Here is an 18,361-nt window from a genome sequence, read left to right on the forward strand (position 1 = left end):
CATTGTACTGGAAAAGCGTCATTTTGTTATTAGTAATGACATTTACCACATTCCAATCCTCCCATTTGTGCAGCTGTAAGGTTTTCAACACCGTACTTCTTAGACAATTGTTCGTGGATTTTTGTGTAATATGCGTTATCTTTTACTTTAACGTCAGTCTTTCTGTGACAGTTAATACACCACCCCATTGTTAATGGCGCATGTTGAGAAACTATTTCCATCTCTTCAATAGGACCGTGACACGTTTGACATTCAATACCTCCAACAACAACGTGTTGCGAGTGATTAAAATATGCAAAGTCAGGTAACTTATGAATCTGAATCCATTTTACTGGAGAAGACTTTCCTGTATACTTTTGCTCGGCATCATCCCAACCAACAGCTTTGTACAATTCTTTGATCTCAGCGTTATAATCAACACCATATTCAGCTAAACCTTCCGCTTGCGTTTTAGGAGCAACTTCATAAATAGATTTATGACAGTTCATACATACGTTTAATGATGGAATACCTGAATGCTTACTAACTCTTGCAGAAGAGTGACAGTATTTACAATCGATACCATTATCTCCAGCATGAATTCTGTGTGAATAATGTATAGGTTGTACTGGTTGATATCCTTGATTAACTCCTACTTGCATAAAGAATCCATATACAAAATAAGCACTAGCCAATAACAAACCAATAACAGTTACAAATATTAAAAATTGATTTTGAACAAAAGCTTTCCAAATTGGCGTACGTTTTGTTTCAGTTAAAGCAACTCCTTTTGCATCTGCAAAATTACGAAGCGTTTTATTTACTAAAAACAATGCACCTGCCAATAAAGCAAACAACACACCTAAAGCTCCTAAAATTAACTTATTTGAAATACCACCTTCTTGAGACGTTGAAGAACCTCCTCCATCAATTGGACCCGGCGGAGGCGGAGCAACAGTTGGCTCAGTTGCAGTATATGCTAAGATATTATCTATATCCGCATTTGTCAACGTAGGAAAAGCACTCATGGCAGCACCATTGTACTCATTATAAATCTTGTTCGCATATGCGTCACCAGACTTAATTAAACCAGCACTGTTTTTTATCCACTTGTAAAACCATTCTCTATCTAAACCTTCTGAGTCAGCCAAACGCGATTCCACTTTACGCAAAGCGGGACCAGTCATTTTTTTGTCAAGCTTGTGACAAGCTATACAGTTAGCATTAAATAATGATTTACCAACAACAGGGTCGCCATCTTGAGCGAAGATTGATGTTGAGAACGTTAGTAAAAAAATTAAGCTTAAACGAAGGTAGTTACTACTTAACTTACGGTGAATCACCTGTTTCATATTATATATTGAATTTACTTCTAGACTTTGGTATGATTTTTTCATTACTGAATACATATTTCAGCTCGAAAAACGTTACGCAAAAGTAATACTTAAAGTCGATTTTTAAAATCTTAAAGAAGTCTTAATTGCTAATTTAGATAAATTCTAAATAATAAAACGCGTCACTTTTAAGTTTAATACTTTTACATTTGCATTAAATCCGTTATAAAATGAAGAAACCAAAAATAAAAGCATACTATCTAACCGCCTTAATTACAATTAGTTTTTGCGCTATTAGCTATGCACAACAAGGGACAGTCGTTATTAATGAAGATCCTAATATTGACAAGTTATTAGAAATTAAAAAGGACTTAAATAAAGATGAAAAGAATAGCGATAAGTATAAAATACAGATCTATTCTGGAACTTTAGCACAAGCTGAAAGCGCTAAATCCAAGTTTGATGGTTCCGTTGGACAATGGCGCTCTCAATTAGTATTTGACTCGCCAAACTACAAAATTCAAGTTGGTAACTTTAGATCTAGATTAGAGGCAGACCGCGCGCTTTTAGACGTACAGAAAAAGTTTTCTGATGCCTTTATATTTAAACCAAAAAAGGAAAAAGAGTAATTTATATTACGATACAAAACAAAAAAAAAGCGATTCAAATGAATCGCTTTTTTTATATAATAACTTAAGTATTATTTAAGTTTTTTCTTAACTTCTACTTCATGGAACGCTTCAATTACATCACCAACATTAATGTCGTTGTAGTTCTTGATTTGCATACCACAGTCATAACCTTTAGAGACTTCTCTAACATCGTCTTTGAATCGTTTTAACGACTCTAACACTCCTGTGTAAGTTACAACACCATCTCTAATAAGACGTATCTGTGAGTTTCTAAATATCTTACCATTCATTACCATACAACCTGCGATAGTACCAACTTTAGACACCTTAAACATTTCTCTAATTTCAGCCGTACCAGTAATCTCCTCTTTTAACTCTGGAGATAACATACCTTCCATAGCATCCTTAAGATCATTAATAGCGTCATAAATAATAGAATATGTTCTAATATCAACTTCTTCTCTATCTGCAATTGTACGTGCATTTCCAACAGGACGCACGTTAAATCCAATAATTATCGCATCTGATGCAGTTGCTAATAACACATCACTTTCTGTAATGGCACCAACACCTTTATGAAGAATATTTACTTGAATTTCTTCAGTAGATAGTTTCTGGAACGAATCTGTTAATGCTTCAACAGAACCATCCACATCTCCTTTAAGGATAATATTTAATTCTTTAAATGTACCTAAAGCAATACGACGACCAATCTCAGCCAACGTTAATGTCTTAGTTGTTCTTACATCTTGTTCACGTTGTAATTGTGTACGTTTAGTAGCAATCTGCTTAGCTTCACGCTCATCAGCAAATACGTTAAACTTATCACCTGCCTGAGGCGCTCCGTCTAAACCTAATACAGATACAGGTGTAGATGGTCCAGCTTCCTGTACATCATGACCACGCTCATCCTGCATAGCTTTTACTTTACCACTATTCTTACCTGCTAGAACATAATCTCCCACACGTAATGTACCAGCTTGCACTAACACTGTAGATACATAACCTCTACCTTTATCTAAAAAGGCTTCAACTACTGTTCCAATTGCCGGTTTATTTGGATTAGCTTTAAGCTCTAATAATTCAGCTTCAAGTAATACCTTTTCTAATAATTCTTTAACACCTGTACCTACTTTTGCAGAGATATCATGAGACTGGATTTTTCCACCCCAATCTTCTACAAGTAAATTCATTTGTGCTAAACCTTCTTTAATTTTTTCTGGGTTAGCGTGTGGCTTATCAATCTTGTTTATTGCAAACACGATTGGTACACCAGCTGCTTGTGCATGAGATATTGCTTCTTTTGTTTGAGGCATAATATCATCATCCGCTGCTGCTACAATAATAGCAATATCTGTTACTTGAGCACCACGTGCACGCATCGCTGTAAAAGCTTCGTGACCTGGTGTATCTAAGAACGCTATTTTTTGACCGTTATCCAATTGTACTCCATAGGCACCAATGTGCTGTGTAATACCTCCAGATTCTCCTGCAATTACATTCTCCTTACGGATGTAATCTAATAAAGACGTCTTACCATGATCAACGTGTCCCATTACAGTTACAATTGGTGCACGAGGTTTTAAGTCTTCAGGCTTGTCAATTACATCTTCAATTGAAACTTCAATATCAGCAGTAACAAATTCTGTTTTATATCCAAATTCTTCAGCAACAATAGCAATTGTCTCAGCATCTAAACGCTGATTCATTGTTACCATCATACCTAATGACATACATGCTGAGATAATTTGTGTTACAGGAACATCCATCATCGTTGCAATCTCATTTGCAGTTACAAATTCTGTAACCTTAAGTATTTTGCTTTCTGCTGCTTCAATTTGTTGATCAATTTCTGATTGCTCTCTATGTTGATCTCTTTTCTCTCTTCTATACTTTGCTCCTTTTCCTTTTGAAGATTTACCTTGTAATTTCTCTAAGGTCTCACGTACTTGTCTTTGTACTTCTTCTTCACTAGGCTCTGCTTTTACAACAGGGGTTGTTTTACGACCTCCACCAGTTCTTTTTCCTTTAAACCTATCATTACCACCTCTTGATGGTCCTGAGTTAGATCTATTGTTATTATCACCTGGTTTAGATATACGACGACGCTTTCTTTTGTTAGCGTTATCATCCTTTTTAGGATCTTCTTTCTTTTTCTTAGGTTTATTAAATTGAGATAAATCAATTTTTTCACCAGCTATTTTTGGTCCAGAAAGTTTAGTATATTTTGTTTTTAAAGTTTCTTCAACAGGTTCTTGAGGTGCTGCTTCTTCTTTAGCTACTTCCTTTGCAGGTGTTGCTTTAGTGTCCGCTTTTACTTCAGCTTTAGCTTCTGTTTTAACTTTAGGGTCTGCTTTGGCTTTTGAATCAACAGACTTAGAGTCCACTTTTGCTTTGTTATCCGTTGTTGCTTTCGCTTCAACTTTAACTTCCACTTTTGGTGTTTCTTTAGCTTCAGGAGCTTTTTCTGACTTAACAGCAGCTGGTTTAGCTTCCGATGTTTTCTCAACTTTCTTAGCCACTTTCTTACCAGTATCTAAATCTATTTTACCAATAGTTTTAGGTCCCTCAAGTGCCTTAGAAGCTTTGATAACTTCTTCGTCTTTTTTGAGCTGAGCAGCTTTAGCCGCCTTAGCAGCATCATCCGCCTTTTGCTTAGCCTCTAGTTCCTTTTCGCGTTTAACACGCAACTCTTCCTTTTCTTTATTCTTTGCTTCATTAACTTCTTGAGACGCCATCTTTTTGTTAGCATCTGTTTGAAATTCATTTGAAAGAATACTGTACGTTTCCTCTGAAATTTTGGTAGTCGGGCGCTTCTCAACCTCTACACCCTTAGAATCCAAAAATTCTACAGCGCGATCAAGAGAGATGTTAAGCTCACGTAATACCTTATTTAATCTAATTGTTTCAGCCATAAATTGCCTTTAACCTAATTTCTTTTTTTCTCAAATATATGTTAATCTTCGAATTCTTCCTTAAGAATTCTTATAACATCTAAAATTGTTTCCTCTTCTAAGTCTGTTCTTTTGACTAGATCTGCCACATCTTGCTCTAAAATACTTTTTGCTGTATCTAGACCTGCTTTACTAAATTCTTTGATAATCCAATCTTCGATTTCATCAGAGAATTCTCTTAATTCTACATCTTCTTCTGCACCTTCTCTTAAAACGTCAATTTCGTAACCTGTTAATTGACCAGCTAATCTAATATTATGACCACCTCTACCAATTGCCTTACTTACTTCTTCTGGTTTTAAGATTGCTTCTGCACGTTTGTTTTCTTCATCAATTTTGATTGAAGTCACTCTTGCAGGACTTAAAGCTCTTGTTATGTATAATTGTAAATTAGTTGTGTAATTAATAACATCAATGTTTTCATTACCTAACTCACGTACAATACCATGAATACGAGATCCTTTCATCCCAACACATGCTCCAACTGGATCGATTCTATCATCGTAAGAATCTACAGCTACTTTTGCTTTTTCACCAGGAATACGAACAATATTCTTTATAGTAATTAAACCATCAAAAACTTCAGGTATTTCCGACTCAAAAAGTTTTTCTAAAAACTTAGGAGACGTACGAGACATAATGATCGTTGGTTTGTTACCTTTTAGCTCTACGCTATCAATAACACCTTTTACATTATCTCCTTTTCTAAAAAAGTCAGAAGGAATTTGCTTATCTTTTGGTAAAATAATTTCATTTCCTTCGTCATCCAATAATATTACTGCTCTGTGACGTATATGGTGTACTTCTGCAGTATATAAATCTCCAACAAGTTCTTGAAACTGTTTGAAAATATTTGAATTATCATGTTCGTGAATTTTAGAAATCAAGTTTTGACGTAACGCTAATATAGCACGACGACCTAAATCAATTAACTTAACCTCTTGAGACACATCTTCTCCAACTTCAAAATCCGGTTCAATCTTTCTTGCTGCAGTTAAAGATATTTCTTGATTTGGTTCTTCAACCTCACCATCTGCAACCACTACACGATTTCTCCAAATCTCTAAATCTCCTTTATCTGGGTTTATAATAATATCAAAATTATCATCATCTCCAAATTTTTTCTTCAATGCATTTCTAAATACATCTTCCAAAATAGCCATTAAGGTGACACGATCAATTAATTTATCGTCTTTGAACTCTGAAAAAGATTCAATTAACGCTATATTCTCCATAACTCTATTTGAATTAAAATTTTATAATAACTTTTGCTTCTACAACATCTTTGTAGGCAATATTTTCTTTTTTATTCACTGTAACTTTTCCTTTACCTACAGGTTTTGGCTCTCTTGCCTTCCACTCTAACGTAAAGTCGTCATCACTAACTGCTGTTAACGCACCTTCAATATGTTGCGTTGCGGTCTTAACTTCTAATGTGCGTCCGACGTGCCTAGGGTATTGTCTTGGCAATGTCAAAGGTGCAGCTGCACCTGCCGACATAACTTCTAGAGCAAAATCATGTTCCTCTCTATCAATATTATGCTCTATTGCACGACTAACAAATATGCAGTCTTCAACCTTAACCCCTTGATCTCCATCAATAATTATATTGACAGCATTATCTCCAGTAACACTAAAATCTATTAAAAATAAATCTTGGCGCTCCGTTAGGGCTTCTTCTAATAAACTTTTTACTGTATTTATAAACATTTTTAAGTATAAAAAGAGGGGACTTTAGTCCCCTCATTTTTCATTTTCTTCTTACAACGCTGCAAATATACATATTTTTATTGATTTTCATAACTTTTTAAAAGTCATTTTTTATTGCTAACTTTATAATAAGTTCTTTATTAACCAACTATAACCATATTATGAAAAAACTACTCGTACCTACAGATTTTTCTAAAGAAGCAGAAAATGCTGTCCAAGTTGCTGCCCAATTAGCAAGAAAACATGATTGCGAAATCATTCTACTTCATATGCTAGAGCTCCCCTTTAACAATCTTGCCGACACCCCATCAATGTCAGAGCTGCCTGAAGCGGTTTATTTTATGAAACTAGCGCATAAAGAATTTGAAACCTTACTGCAAAAAGACTACCTAAAAGACCTAACCGTTCATGAAACTGTTGACTTTAATGAAATAGCAACCGGAATCCTAGAAACCTGTAATAACCATGACATCGACTTAATAGTTATGGGGTCACATGGATCTGAAGGCATAAAAGAATTGTTTATTGGTTCTAATACCGAAAAAGTAATACGCACATCAAACACACCTGTATTAGTGATTAAAAACGAACACGCGCATTTTGATATCAAAGAATTTGTATTTGCCTCCGATTTTAAAAACGACAATAAAGAAACTTACCAACAAGCAGTAAAGCTAGCCAATCTATTTGAAGCCAAAATGCATCTTCTTAACGTAAATACACCAAGCAATTTTACAACAACTGCTGCTTCAAAGGTTAGAATGATGGAATTTATTGATAATAATACATTTGACAACTACACGATAAACATCTATAATGATGACACTATTGAGAAAGGCATTCTTAACTTTTCTAAAATAGTAAATGCAGATTTAATTGGAATAAGCACGCACGGACGACAAGGGATTGCACATTTTTTTAATGGTAGTATAAGCGAAGATTTAGTAAATCATGCTAAAAGACCTGTTATAACCTTTAAAATATAAATTACAAACTGTCTTAAATAGAAAAAAGCTCCCTTTTGAAAGGAAGCTTTTTTTGTTGGCCCACTAGGTCTCGAACCTAGACTCTTCAGTACCAAAAACTGACGTGTTACCAGTTACACCATAGGCCAATCTTGTAATGAGGATGCAAATTTAAAACAATTATTAACTCCCGCAAACTTTTTTTAAAAAAAATTTCAATAAAAACTTAACGTTACCTTAAAAACGGTGTCTGTTTGATAATAATTACTAAATTCGCAACACAAAACAAACCGATACTTTATGATGTCTTTCAACTTTAAAAAATGGAACTTAATACTAAGTTGGTTCGCTTTTTTAATTGCTTTAATCACCTACACACTTACCGTAGAGCCTACAGTAAGTTACTGGGATGCTGGAGAATATATATTAACATCTTCCAAACTACAAGTTGGTCACCCACCAGGAGCACCTCTATTTCAAATGCTAGGCGCAGTGTTTTCCGTGTTTGCTTTAGACCCTTCTCAGATCGGTTTTTTAATGAATATGATGAGTGCAGTCTCTAGTGCTTTTGCCATTTTATTTATGTTCTGGACTATTGTATTATTATTAGAAAAAATAGTTGGACAGCCAGAAAAACTTGAAAAAGGACAACAATTTGCTATTTTAGGAAGTGCTTTTGTAGGAAGTTTAGCATTCGCCTTCACAGATTCATTCTGGTTTAATGCAGTCGAAACTGAAGTTTATGCTATGGCCACTTTAATTATGACCGTAATGTTCTATTTAGGGTTACGTTGGGAAAAGGACATGCACAAACCTAGAGGTAACCGTTGGCTAATTTTAATTGCTTTTGTAGTTGGTCTATCTTTTGGTATTCACTTTATGGGATTATTAACTATTCCAGCCATCGGATTAATTTACTTCTTTAAAAACTATAAGACCGTAACCGTTAAAAACTTTATAATTGCCAATATCGTATCGGTAGCCGTATTATTATTCGTTTTTAAATTAATGTTTCCTAATGTCCTTAGATACTTTAGTGCTTTAGAGTTGTTTTTTGTTAATCAAGTAGGACTGCCTTTTAACTCCGGTTCTATTATTGCTGGTATACTATTGGTTGCAGCCTTTTATTATGGTTTAAAGTACACAAACACTAAAAAATTATATGCTTATAATACAGGTATCCTTTGTTTACTTTTTGTACTTATTGGATCATCTACATGGTTAATGCTACCTATTAGAGCTAACGCTAATGTTGTTATTAACGAAAACAACCCTTCTAGTGCTAGAGAATTATTAGCCTATTACAATTTAGAACAGTATCCAGAAACACATTTGTTTTACGGACCTTTATTTACAGAACAATATACTGGTTTAGATGAAAACAATCCGTACGTAGACGATAAACCTAAATATGAAAAGGACGAAGTCAACGGTACTTATATTATTGTAAACCAATATAAAAATGCAAAACAGAATTACAATTCTGAACAAGCTGCATTTTTACCAAGAATGTGGAGTGGCGAAAATGCAGAAAACTACCTATTATTTACTGGCTATTTAGACTTTAGCATAAAACCCGAATACCAAGGCGAAGCACGTTTAGAAAAATCTATCCTTGATTTTAAAAATGATGTGGCTCAAGGCCGAATAGATTATGAAGATTATAATGACTTTTTAAAGCAATTTGGAACGGTCCTTAATATTGAAAAGCCATCTTTAGCAAGTAATATTCAATATTTATTTGAATACCAATTAGGGTATATGTATTGGCGTTATTTTATGTGGAATTTCTCAGGGCGTCAAGATGACCTGCAAGGACGCTATGACCAACACGGAAACTGGATTAGTGGTATCAAACCAATTGACGAGTGGCATTTAGGGCAGTCTCAAGACAATCTACCTACGGACGTTGCACAAAACAAAGGACGTAACACGTACTATTTCTTACCTTTAATTCTAGGACTATTAGGTTTGTTTTTTCTATTTAATAAAGACAAAAAATTATTTTGGGTCACTTTAGTGTTTTTCCTATTTACAGGATTAGCCATTCAAGTGTACACCAATGTTAGACCTTTTGAACCTCGAGAACGTGATTACTCTGTAGTAGGATCCTTCTATGTCTTTGCGCTTTGGATTGGGTTAGGGGTTTACGCTATTTTTGATCTACTTAAAAAACACGTACCATCAAAAGTACTAGCACCAGCAGTCTCTTTAATATGTCTATTATTAGTACCAACAATATTAGCGTCTCAAAACTGGGATGACCATGATAGATCAGGAAAGTATACTGCTTTAGCTATGGCTAAAAAGTATTTAGATTCTTGTGGGGAAAACGGAATACTATTTACCATTGGAGATAATGACACCTTTGCCTTATGGTACGCGCAAGAAATTGAGAATTATCGTACTGATGTTAGAGTTGTAAACACTAGTTTATTTCAAACCGATTGGTACATCGATCAAATGAAGCGTAAAGCATACAAAAGTGATCCGATACCATCAACATTAACCCATGACAAATACAAACACGGGACTAGAGATTATCTTATAAAACGTATCCGTTCTAAAGACACATTAGACATCCGTACGTTTATGAATTTTGTATCTAGTGAAGATGCTAAAACGAAGCTAAAATATGCGCTTCAACAAGAAGGAGACGCAGGCAGCAACTATCCTGAGCAATACTTAAACTCTAATTACTTCCCTGTGGAAAACATTAGAATTCCTGTGGACAAAAATGCTGCTTTAGCTAGTGGTGTTGTAAAAGCAAAAGATGCTGATTTAATTGAACCTTATTTAGATGTCAATATTTCTAGCAATGCCATTACAAAAAACAGACTATTAATGTTAGACATTGTTGCCACTAATAATTGGGAGCGTCCAATCCATTTTACTGGTGGTGCGTTTAGTGATGAAGACTACATTTGGATGAAAGACTATTTACAGTTAGATGCCATGGTCTACACATTAGTACCTATAAAAACTGCTGTTGCTAGAGCAAATCCATTTGACATGGGACGCTTAGACACGGAGTTTATGTATGATAAAGTTGTTAATTGGGATTGGGGTAATAGTGGTAGCGACAATATTTACCATGATACAGAAACTAGACGTAACTCTATTACATACAGAGGTAATCTAGCGCGTTTAATTCAAGAATTGATTAACGAAGAACAATTAGACAAAGCTGAAGAAATAGCAGATATTGCTATGAAAAACATGCCTGTAGACAAGTATGGTTTTTACACGCTTCTAGAACCTTATATTAGTGCTTACTACGAAGTTGGCAATCAAGAAAAAGCGCGACAATTGTTTAAAGACGTTTCTATTAAGTATCAAGAAAACTTAAAATACTACAGCACTTTAACCAAGGACAATCAAGACAATAACTTTACAGAAATACTAACAGATATCGAGCGTTATAAAGCCTTAGTTGATGTTTTAGTACAATATGATAGACCGTTTGCTAAAGAAGAGTCTATGACGTTTACAAACTACCTAGAGTTATTTAAACAATACTATGACAGTGCGCCTGAAGTTGAAACAAATCCAATCCGTACGGACAAAGATTTACTACAACAGCTAGACACGGTCTTAAAAAGCGAATAAATGCCTGTTTTTCCTGCAAAAACACCAAAATTAATCCAACGCCTTTTTCCAAAATACATTTGGAACAAGGCGTCTTTGGACAAAACATTATACTTAACGTTTGATGATGGACCAACTCCAGAAATCACACAATGGACATTGGACACCTTAGCACAATATGATGCTAAGGCTACCTTTTTCTGTATTGGAGAAAATGTAACAAAATATCCTGATATTTTTAAGTCTGTTGCCAACGCAGGTCACGTTATTGGCAACCATACATTTAATCATTTAAAAGGATGGCATACACATACGGACCGCTATATTGATAACACATTAAAAGCACAACAAGTCATTGCACCTAATAGTAATGGGCTGTTCCGTCCACCATTTGGAAAAATAAAAGGAAGTCAAGCAAAACAATTACTTAGTAAAGGATATAAGATTGTTATGTGGAGTGTTTTGTCTTATGATTGGGAAGTCAAGGTTACACAAGAGCAATGTCTTAAAAACGTAATAAAACATGCTACATCTGGAAGTATTGTTGTGTTTCATGACAGTGTAAAAGCATCAAAAAATATGCAATACACATTACCTAAAGTTTTAGATTACTTTAGCAAAAAAGGGTACACCTTTAAATCGCTTTAAACAAATTGCTGTACAATACCAATTAAGGTATTAGCATCTTGCTCTCCACTTTGGCGCCATTTCATTTCACCATTTTTATAAATAATTAAGGTTGGTAAACCTTTGACACGCAAAGCCTCAGATAGCTCTTGATTTTTCTCAACATCTATCTTAATTACTTTTGCTTTGTCACCAAGCGCTGCTGCTACATCACGTAGCACTGCATGCATGGCTTTAGACGGTTCATTCCACTCTGTAAAAAAATCGAACAGTACAGGAATTTCGACATCTATTAATTCTCCAAATTTTGACATTTGATATCAGTTTAGTTAAAACTTAGTTACTAAAATATAACATTTAGATTTAATTAAGCAATTTGCTTACCTTTTTTAAGTTCTATTACGGTTATTTCTGGCCAAATTCCTACACGTCCAGGGTAGGCTAAATAACCAAAACCTCTGTTAACGTTAATGTATTGCCCTTTTTCTTTATAGATTCCTGCCCAATGCTTATAACGCCATTTAATTGGACTCCATTTAATCCAACCCGGGATTTCTATCCCAAACTGCATACCATGTGTATGACCACTTAGTGTTAAATGATAATGGTAATCGTGTGCGATAACTTTCTCATCCCAATGTGATGGATCATGAGACATTAATATTTTAAAATCGTCAGCTGTAATATTAGACGATGCTTTATCCAAATCTCCAGACTTCTTAAAACCGCCTTTACCCCAGTTTTCAACACCAATTAAAGCCAATCGTTTCCCTTCTTTTTCGATGTAACGGTTTTCATTTAATAAGATATCAAAACCCATATCTTTTTGGATGGTAATCAATTCATCTAAATTATCCTTTTTTTCCTTAGCGGAATTCCACTCTACATAATCCCCATAATCATGGTTTCCTAAAACAGAGAACACACCGTCTTTAGCAGACAGTTTAGAAAAGGTATCTTTCCAATCATACATTTCTGAAGCTTTATTATTAACTAAATCTCCAGTAAACAAAATCACATCTCCTTTTTGCTCATTAACCAAATCAACCGCATAATTTATTTTCTCTTTATTATCAAAACTCCCCGCGTGGATATCACTAATATGTGTTAATCGATAACCATCAAAGGTATCTGGCAAATCTTCAAAGTAAAGCGTATAATTTAAAACCTTATAGTTGTAGCGTCCTTTATACATTCCGTAAAGCAAACTAGTAAACGGGATAGCTGCCAAACCTAAGGCCACTTGACTAATAAACTTACGTCTAGATGGTATAGCAAACGTCTCTCGTGTAATAAAAAACCGATCATACAGTCCAATAAAACCACGAATAATATCCTCTCCAATTAGAAGTGGTACAATCACTAAATTTAAAGACAAATAGGCTAACATAAATCCAATAGCATAACCGCGTCCTCCAGAGACTACACGACCGACTCCTGGTGTAGAAAATTGATACACCGTATTAGCTGCTACTAAAAAAGCAATAGTAAAAAACAGGTAATGTATCCAAGGTGATTTAAACACTGTTTTTATAGCTTGATAGCCGTAAACAGTAAATACAATATATATAATGGCAATAATAAGATAACGAATCATAGTCTAATTTAATCTTCAAAACTAACCCTTTCAAAACTTAAATATCTTATTATATTGTTAAACGTTAACTAGCTAAAAACAATCTATTTACTAAAGCTACCTGATAAATCGATTTTACTTTTTGTTATCCAAATAACATTTATAACTATATTTAGCCTAATTAAAACTAACTAAATGAATAACCAAAACAACAAATCTGCTTTAACTACTTTAGTAACGGTCTTCTTTTTCTGGGGATTTATAGCTGCTTCCAACGGAGTCTTTATTCCGTTTTGTAAAACATATTTTAATATTGATCAATTCCAGTCTCAACTAGTAGATTTTGCTTTTTTTGGAGCCTATTATATTGGTGCGCTATTGTTGTTTATAATATCCAATACTTTAAGAAAAGACATCCTTAATAATTGGGGATATAAAAACGGTATTATTTACGGTTTGCTATTATCAGCTATTGGCGCCTTTTTTATGTACCCATCAACATCTGGTGCAGAACAAGGTCAAACTAGTGTGTTTTACTTAATTTTAATAGCCTTATTTATTGTTGGCTTAGGATTTTCGTTACAACAAACTGCTGCAAACCCATTCGCTATTGCTTTAGGTGATCCAAAAACAGGATCGCACAGACTTAATTTAGCAGGAGGAATCAATTCTTTAGGGACTACAATAGGACCAATTGTAGTCAGTTTTATAATATTTGGATCTACACATTGGTCGACGCAAGAGTTAGCTCAAAAAATTAACGATAACGAGATTACATTAATAACCATCCAAATGCTGTATTTGGGCGTTGGACTGTTGTTTTTATTAGCTGCTGCCCTATTTCATTTTTCAAAAAAACTACCCGCTTTAAAATCAGACACTGCTTTTGAGCCTGCTAATAAAGCTAAAAACTTACTAATTGTATTAACCATAATAATCATGGGTTGTTTTGGATACATTTTTAGTACTTATACAGGAGGAGAAACCGCCTCAGAAAGCTTAGAACACACAAGACTAACGTTATTAATCATCGCATTAGCTGCTGTGGTAGGTGCTTTACTGTTTGCTTATTCAAGTTCTTCAAAAAAACCAGAAGGTTGGGGTGCCATGAAGTACCCACAATTAGTATTGGGGATGCTAGCTATATTTACTTACGTAGGTGTAGAAGTTACGGTTGGAAGTAATTTAGGAGAGCTTCTTAAACGTGCAGTGGGCGACACCAATTTAAACACACTAGGCTTACCAACATTAAACGATGCCCAAATTGCGCCTTTTATCTCATTATATTGGGGTGGATTAATGATTGGTCGTTGGGTAGGCGCCATTACAGTATTTAATCCAAGTAAAGGACTAAAAAAATGGCTACTAATTATCGTGCCTTATGTGGCTTTAGCGGTAGTCCTTTCTGCAAATAGACTTGCCGGAACTATATTTTCTACTAACGAGATATTGTTTTTCGCGATCTGTGTAGCGGTACAAATCGGAGGATTCTTTTTAGCAAAAGACAACGCTGTAAAAACACTTAAAATATTCAGTTTACTAGGTGTATTAGCCATGATTATAGGATTATCATCAACTGGTAATGTCGCTTTATTTGCCTTTTTATCTGGTGGTTTATTCTGTTCTATCATGTGGCCATGCATCTTTACATTAAGTATTGCAGGTTTAGGGAAGTATACCTCTCAAGGGTCTGCTTTTTTAATCATGATGATTTTAGGTGGTGCCATCATACCGCCATTACAAGGTAAATTAGCTGATGTTTTTGGCATACAACCGTCTTATATAGTCGCTGCTTTATGCTTTGGATATTTACTATTTTATGCCTTCCGCACAAAAAGTGTATTAGACAAACAAGGCGTGACGTATTAACAACTACAATACAACATATTAAAAAAACACACCTCTTTTTAAAAGGAACAAAAAGCACCGTCTTATTTGTTCCTTTTTTTTATGCTGAGATGTTAATAAATTTTAAAGCAAACCTGCGTTAAGTTTTGTAGTTTTGGTATTCTATCAAAATTCCAATTATGTCAGATAACAAACGTGTATTTCTAGTAGATGCTTTTGCCTTAATTTTTCGTGGCTATTATGCCTTTATAAAAAACCCAAGAATCAATTCTAAAGGCGTCGATACGTCTGCGGTTATGGGATTTATGAATTCACTTTTAGACGTCATTAAACGCGAAAGACCAGATCATTTAGCCGTTTGTTTTGATAAAGGAGGAAGTGCGGACAGAGTCGAAATGTTTGAAGCTTATAAAGCCAATCGTGACGAAACACCGGAAGCCATAAAAATTGCAGTCCCTATTATCCAAGAGATTTTAAAAGCCATGCATATTCCTATTATGGTAAAAGCAGGTTTTGAAGCCGATGATGTTATTGGTACGCTAGCAAAACAAGCCGAAAAAGAAGGTTACCAAACCTTTATGGTCACACCAGATAAAGATTTTGCACAATTAGTAAGCGAAAACATATTTATGTATCGCCCAATGTTTGGTGGCGGATATGAAACTTGGGGAATCCCAGAAGTACAGAAAAAATTTGAAGTTACAGATCCATTACAAGTCATTGACTTTTTAGGAATGATGGGAGATGCCAGTGATAATATTCCGGGTTTACCAGGGGTTGGAGAAAAAACAGCCAAAAAGTTTTTAGCTGCTTACGGTAGTATGGAAAATCTTTTAGATAATACACACGAGCTAAAAGGTAAAATGAAAGAAAAGATTGAAGCCAATAAAGAGCTAGGCTTACTATCTAAAAAACTAGCGACTATTATGCTAGATGTACCCGTGACTTTTAACGCTAAGGATTTTGAGTTAGACCAACCGGACATCCCAAAAGTAGTCGAGATTTTTCAAGAGTTAGAATTTAGAAGACTAATAGATAATTTTACAAAAACATTTACTTCCGGAGCAGAAGCAACAGCTATTGCAAACGGCGAACCTTCAGAGAAAAAGGCACCAAAAGTCACACCTAAAGAAGCAGAAAGTGCTGGAGCAGGTCAATTCAATTTGTTTGGAGGCGACCCAAGTTCCGCGACAGCGACAACAACAGACGATAGCTTTGCACGCAAAACAGCCGCAACCAACAGCCACTTTTACCAAAGCGTCGCACCAGGAATGGCAACCACATTATTTATTAAAAACTTAATGAGCCAAACGTCTGTGTGTTTTGATACCGAAACCACAGGTTTAAACCCATTAATAGCAGAATTGGTTGGGATTGCATTTTCATGGGAAACTGGTAAAGGCTTTTACCTACCGTTTCCTGAGGACCAAACGGAAGCGCAAGCCATAATCGAAACGTTACGACCATTTTTTGAAGACCAAACCATTCAGAAAATAGGACAGAATTTAAAATACGATATTAAAGTACTAGCCAAATATAACCTACAAGTTAGAGGACCATTATTTGACACCATGTTAGCGCATTATTTAATTAATCCGGACATGCGTCACAATATGGATATTTTGGCAGAAACGTACTTAAACTATACGCCAATTTCTATCACAGAATTGATTGGTAAAAAAGGAAAGAATCAATTATCCATGCGCGATGTTCCGTTGGAGAAACAAACAGAATATGCGGTTGAAGATTCTGATATTACCTTACAATTAAAAGAACATTTTGAAAAAGAATTAGGAGAAGCCAACACCAAAAAATTATTCACAGATATTGAAGTGCCATTACTACGCGTATTAGCTGCAATGGAACTGGAAGGTATCAATCTAGATGTAGACTTTTTAAACAGCTTGTCTGAAGATTTAAACACAGACATAGACACCTTAGTTGCTAAAATTTACGACGTTGCTGGCGAAGAATTTAATATTGCCTCTCCAAAACAATTAGGAATCATCCTTTTTGAAAAATTAAAACTGGTAGACAAGCCTAAAAAGACCAAAACAGGGCAATATAAAACGGGAGAAGATATCTTATCTGCTTTAGCAAAAGAGCACGAGATTATTAGAAACATCTTAGAATACCGTGGATTAGCAAAACTAAAAAGTACGTATGTGGATGCTTTACCACTTCAGGTGGAAGAAGCAACAGGTCGTGTACACACAGACTATATGCAAACCGTTGCTGCTACAGGACGTTTAAGTAGTAACAATCCTAACTTACAGAATATCCCGATACGTACAGAACGTGGACGTCAAGTGCGTAAAGCCTTTATACCACGTAATGACGACTACATTTTATTAGCTGCCGATTATAGCCAAATAGAACTGCGTATTATTGCTGCGTTAAGTGAAGAGGAAACCATGATTGAAGCCTTTAAAAACGGAGAAGATATTCACGCCTCTACCGCTTCTAAAGTCTTTAATGTGCCTTTAGAAGAAGTGACCAGAGACCAACGTAGTAATGCCAAAACCGTAAACTTCGGGATTGTATATGGTGTGTCTGCTTTTGGATTAAGTAACCAAACCGATTTATCGCGTGGTGAAGCCAAAGAGCTTATTGACACCTATTACGAAACCTACCCAAAGCTTAAAAAATACATGAGCGCTCAAGTCGAGTTTGCGCGTGATAATGGGTATGTAAAAACCGTTTTAGATCGTAGACGTTATCTCAAAGATATTAATAGTGCTAACGCTATTGTCCGTGGAGCTGCAGAGCGTAATGCGGTTAATGCACCAATACAAGGTAGTGCTGCAGATATTATTAAAATTGCCATGATTAACATCTATAACAAACTAGAAGCTGGTAATTATAAAACCAAAATGCTACTACAAGTACATGATGAATTGGTTTTTGATGTCTTTAAACCTGAATTAGAGGAAATGAAAACATTGATTAAAACCGAAATGGAACAGGCCTTTAAAATGGAAGTGCCTTTGGATGTGGAATTGGATACTGGTTTGAATTGGTTGGAGGCGCATTAGAAATTTAAGCTGATTACGGAAATCCGTAAAAAAAAACTATTTATTTTAAATATCTTTATTGCCTTTAACTAATTTTATGTTTAAACAATTATTTCATAAAATTAATAAATTAA

12 protein-coding genes and 1 tRNA gene are annotated in these 18,361 nt (G+C 34.9%); 6 read left to right on the forward strand and 7 right to left on the reverse strand.

Going from position 1 to position 18,361, the window contains the following annotated elements:
* Window positions 1–29: 29 nt before the first annotated feature.
* Window positions 30–1,331, reverse strand: coding sequence for a c-type cytochrome (locus tag BMZ09_RS00180; RefSeq protein WP_090837358.1), 1,302 nt, complete (start codon window positions 1,329–1,331; stop codon window positions 30–32).
* A gap of 212 nt (window positions 1,332–1,543) precedes the next feature.
* Between BMZ09_RS00180 and BMZ09_RS00185 the strand changes: the two genes are divergently transcribed.
* Complete coding sequence (locus BMZ09_RS00185) at window positions 1,544–1,942, forward strand: SPOR domain-containing protein (RefSeq protein WP_090836404.1); 399 nt, start codon at window positions 1,544–1,546, stop codon at window positions 1,940–1,942.
* A gap of 71 nt (window positions 1,943–2,013) precedes the next feature.
* On the opposite strand, the gene infB is transcribed toward BMZ09_RS00185, so the two are convergent.
* Genes infB through rimP form a run of 3 tightly spaced genes read right to left on the reverse strand, consistent with a single transcriptional unit; the run spans window position 2,014 to window position 6,609 of the window.
* Window positions 2,014–4,860, reverse strand: a complete 2,847-nt coding sequence (gene infB / locus BMZ09_RS00190) for a translation initiation factor IF-2 (protein WP_090836407.1) — start codon at window positions 4,858–4,860, stop codon at window positions 2,014–2,016.
* A gap of 41 nt (window positions 4,861–4,901) precedes the next feature.
* The gene (gene nusA, locus BMZ09_RS00195; protein ID WP_090836409.1) at window positions 4,902–6,134 is read right to left on the reverse strand and encodes a transcription termination factor NusA; all 1,233 of its coding nucleotides are present in this window, start codon (window positions 6,132–6,134) and stop codon (window positions 4,902–4,904) included.
* Window positions 6,135–6,147: 13 nt separating this feature from the next.
* Window positions 6,148–6,609 (reverse strand): ribosome assembly cofactor RimP, encoded by a 462-nt coding sequence (gene rimP, locus BMZ09_RS00200; protein ID WP_090836411.1) that lies wholly within the window; start codon window positions 6,607–6,609, stop codon window positions 6,148–6,150.
* A 161-nt stretch (window positions 6,610–6,770) separates the two neighbouring features.
* On the opposite strand from rimP, the gene BMZ09_RS00205 reads away from it, so the two are divergent.
* The gene (locus BMZ09_RS00205) at window positions 6,771–7,595 is read left to right on the forward strand and encodes a universal stress protein (protein ID WP_090836413.1); all 825 of its coding nucleotides are present in this window, start codon (window positions 6,771–6,773) and stop codon (window positions 7,593–7,595) included.
* 55 nt (window positions 7,596–7,650) lie between these two features.
* Here the strand turns inward: BMZ09_RS00205 and BMZ09_RS00210 are convergent.
* Window positions 7,651–7,723 (reverse strand) — tRNA-Gln (locus tag BMZ09_RS00210).
* 151 nt (window positions 7,724–7,874) lie between these two features.
* Between BMZ09_RS00210 and BMZ09_RS00215 the strand changes: the two genes are divergently transcribed.
* Together BMZ09_RS00215 and BMZ09_RS00220 are read left to right on the forward strand one after the other, a co-directional pair.
* Complete coding sequence (locus BMZ09_RS00215; protein WP_090836415.1) at window positions 7,875–11,183, forward strand: glycosyltransferase family 117 protein; 3,309 nt, start codon at window positions 7,875–7,877, stop codon at window positions 11,181–11,183.
* Window positions 11,184–11,810 carry a polysaccharide deacetylase family protein gene (locus BMZ09_RS00220; protein WP_090836417.1) on the forward strand — a complete coding sequence of 209 codons (627 nt, stop codon included), beginning with the start codon at window positions 11,184–11,186 and terminating at the stop codon, window positions 11,808–11,810.
* Here BMZ09_RS00220 and BMZ09_RS00225 read toward each other — a convergent pair.
* Together BMZ09_RS00225 and BMZ09_RS00230 are read right to left on the reverse strand one after the other, a co-directional pair.
* Complete coding sequence (locus BMZ09_RS00225) at window positions 11,807–12,103, reverse strand: thioredoxin family protein (RefSeq protein WP_090836420.1); 297 nt, start codon at window positions 12,101–12,103, stop codon at window positions 11,807–11,809. The genes BMZ09_RS00220 and BMZ09_RS00225 overlap by 4 nt on opposite strands.
* 53 nt (window positions 12,104–12,156) lie before the next feature.
* On the reverse strand, window positions 12,157–13,386 hold the full coding sequence (locus BMZ09_RS00230; protein ID WP_090836422.1) for a metallophosphoesterase: 1,230 nt from the start codon (window positions 13,384–13,386) through the stop codon (window positions 12,157–12,159).
* A gap of 174 nt (window positions 13,387–13,560) precedes the next feature.
* Here BMZ09_RS00230 and BMZ09_RS00235 point away from each other — a divergent pair, with 174 nt between their 5' ends.
* Together BMZ09_RS00235 and polA are read left to right on the forward strand one after the other, a co-directional pair.
* Window positions 13,561–15,234 (forward strand): MFS transporter, encoded by a 1,674-nt coding sequence (locus BMZ09_RS00235; protein ID WP_090836425.1) that lies wholly within the window; start codon window positions 13,561–13,563, stop codon window positions 15,232–15,234.
* Window positions 15,235–15,392: 158 nt separating this feature from the next.
* The gene (polA, locus tag BMZ09_RS00240) at window positions 15,393–18,248 is read left to right on the forward strand and encodes a DNA polymerase I (RefSeq protein ID WP_090836427.1); all 2,856 of its coding nucleotides are present in this window, start codon (window positions 15,393–15,395) and stop codon (window positions 18,246–18,248) included.
* Window positions 18,249–18,361 lie beyond the last annotated feature (113 nt).

It is taken from the genome of Olleya namhaensis (assembly GCF_900114005.1).
Lineage (GTDB): Bacteria > Bacteroidota > Bacteroidia > Flavobacteriales > Flavobacteriaceae > Olleya > Olleya namhaensis.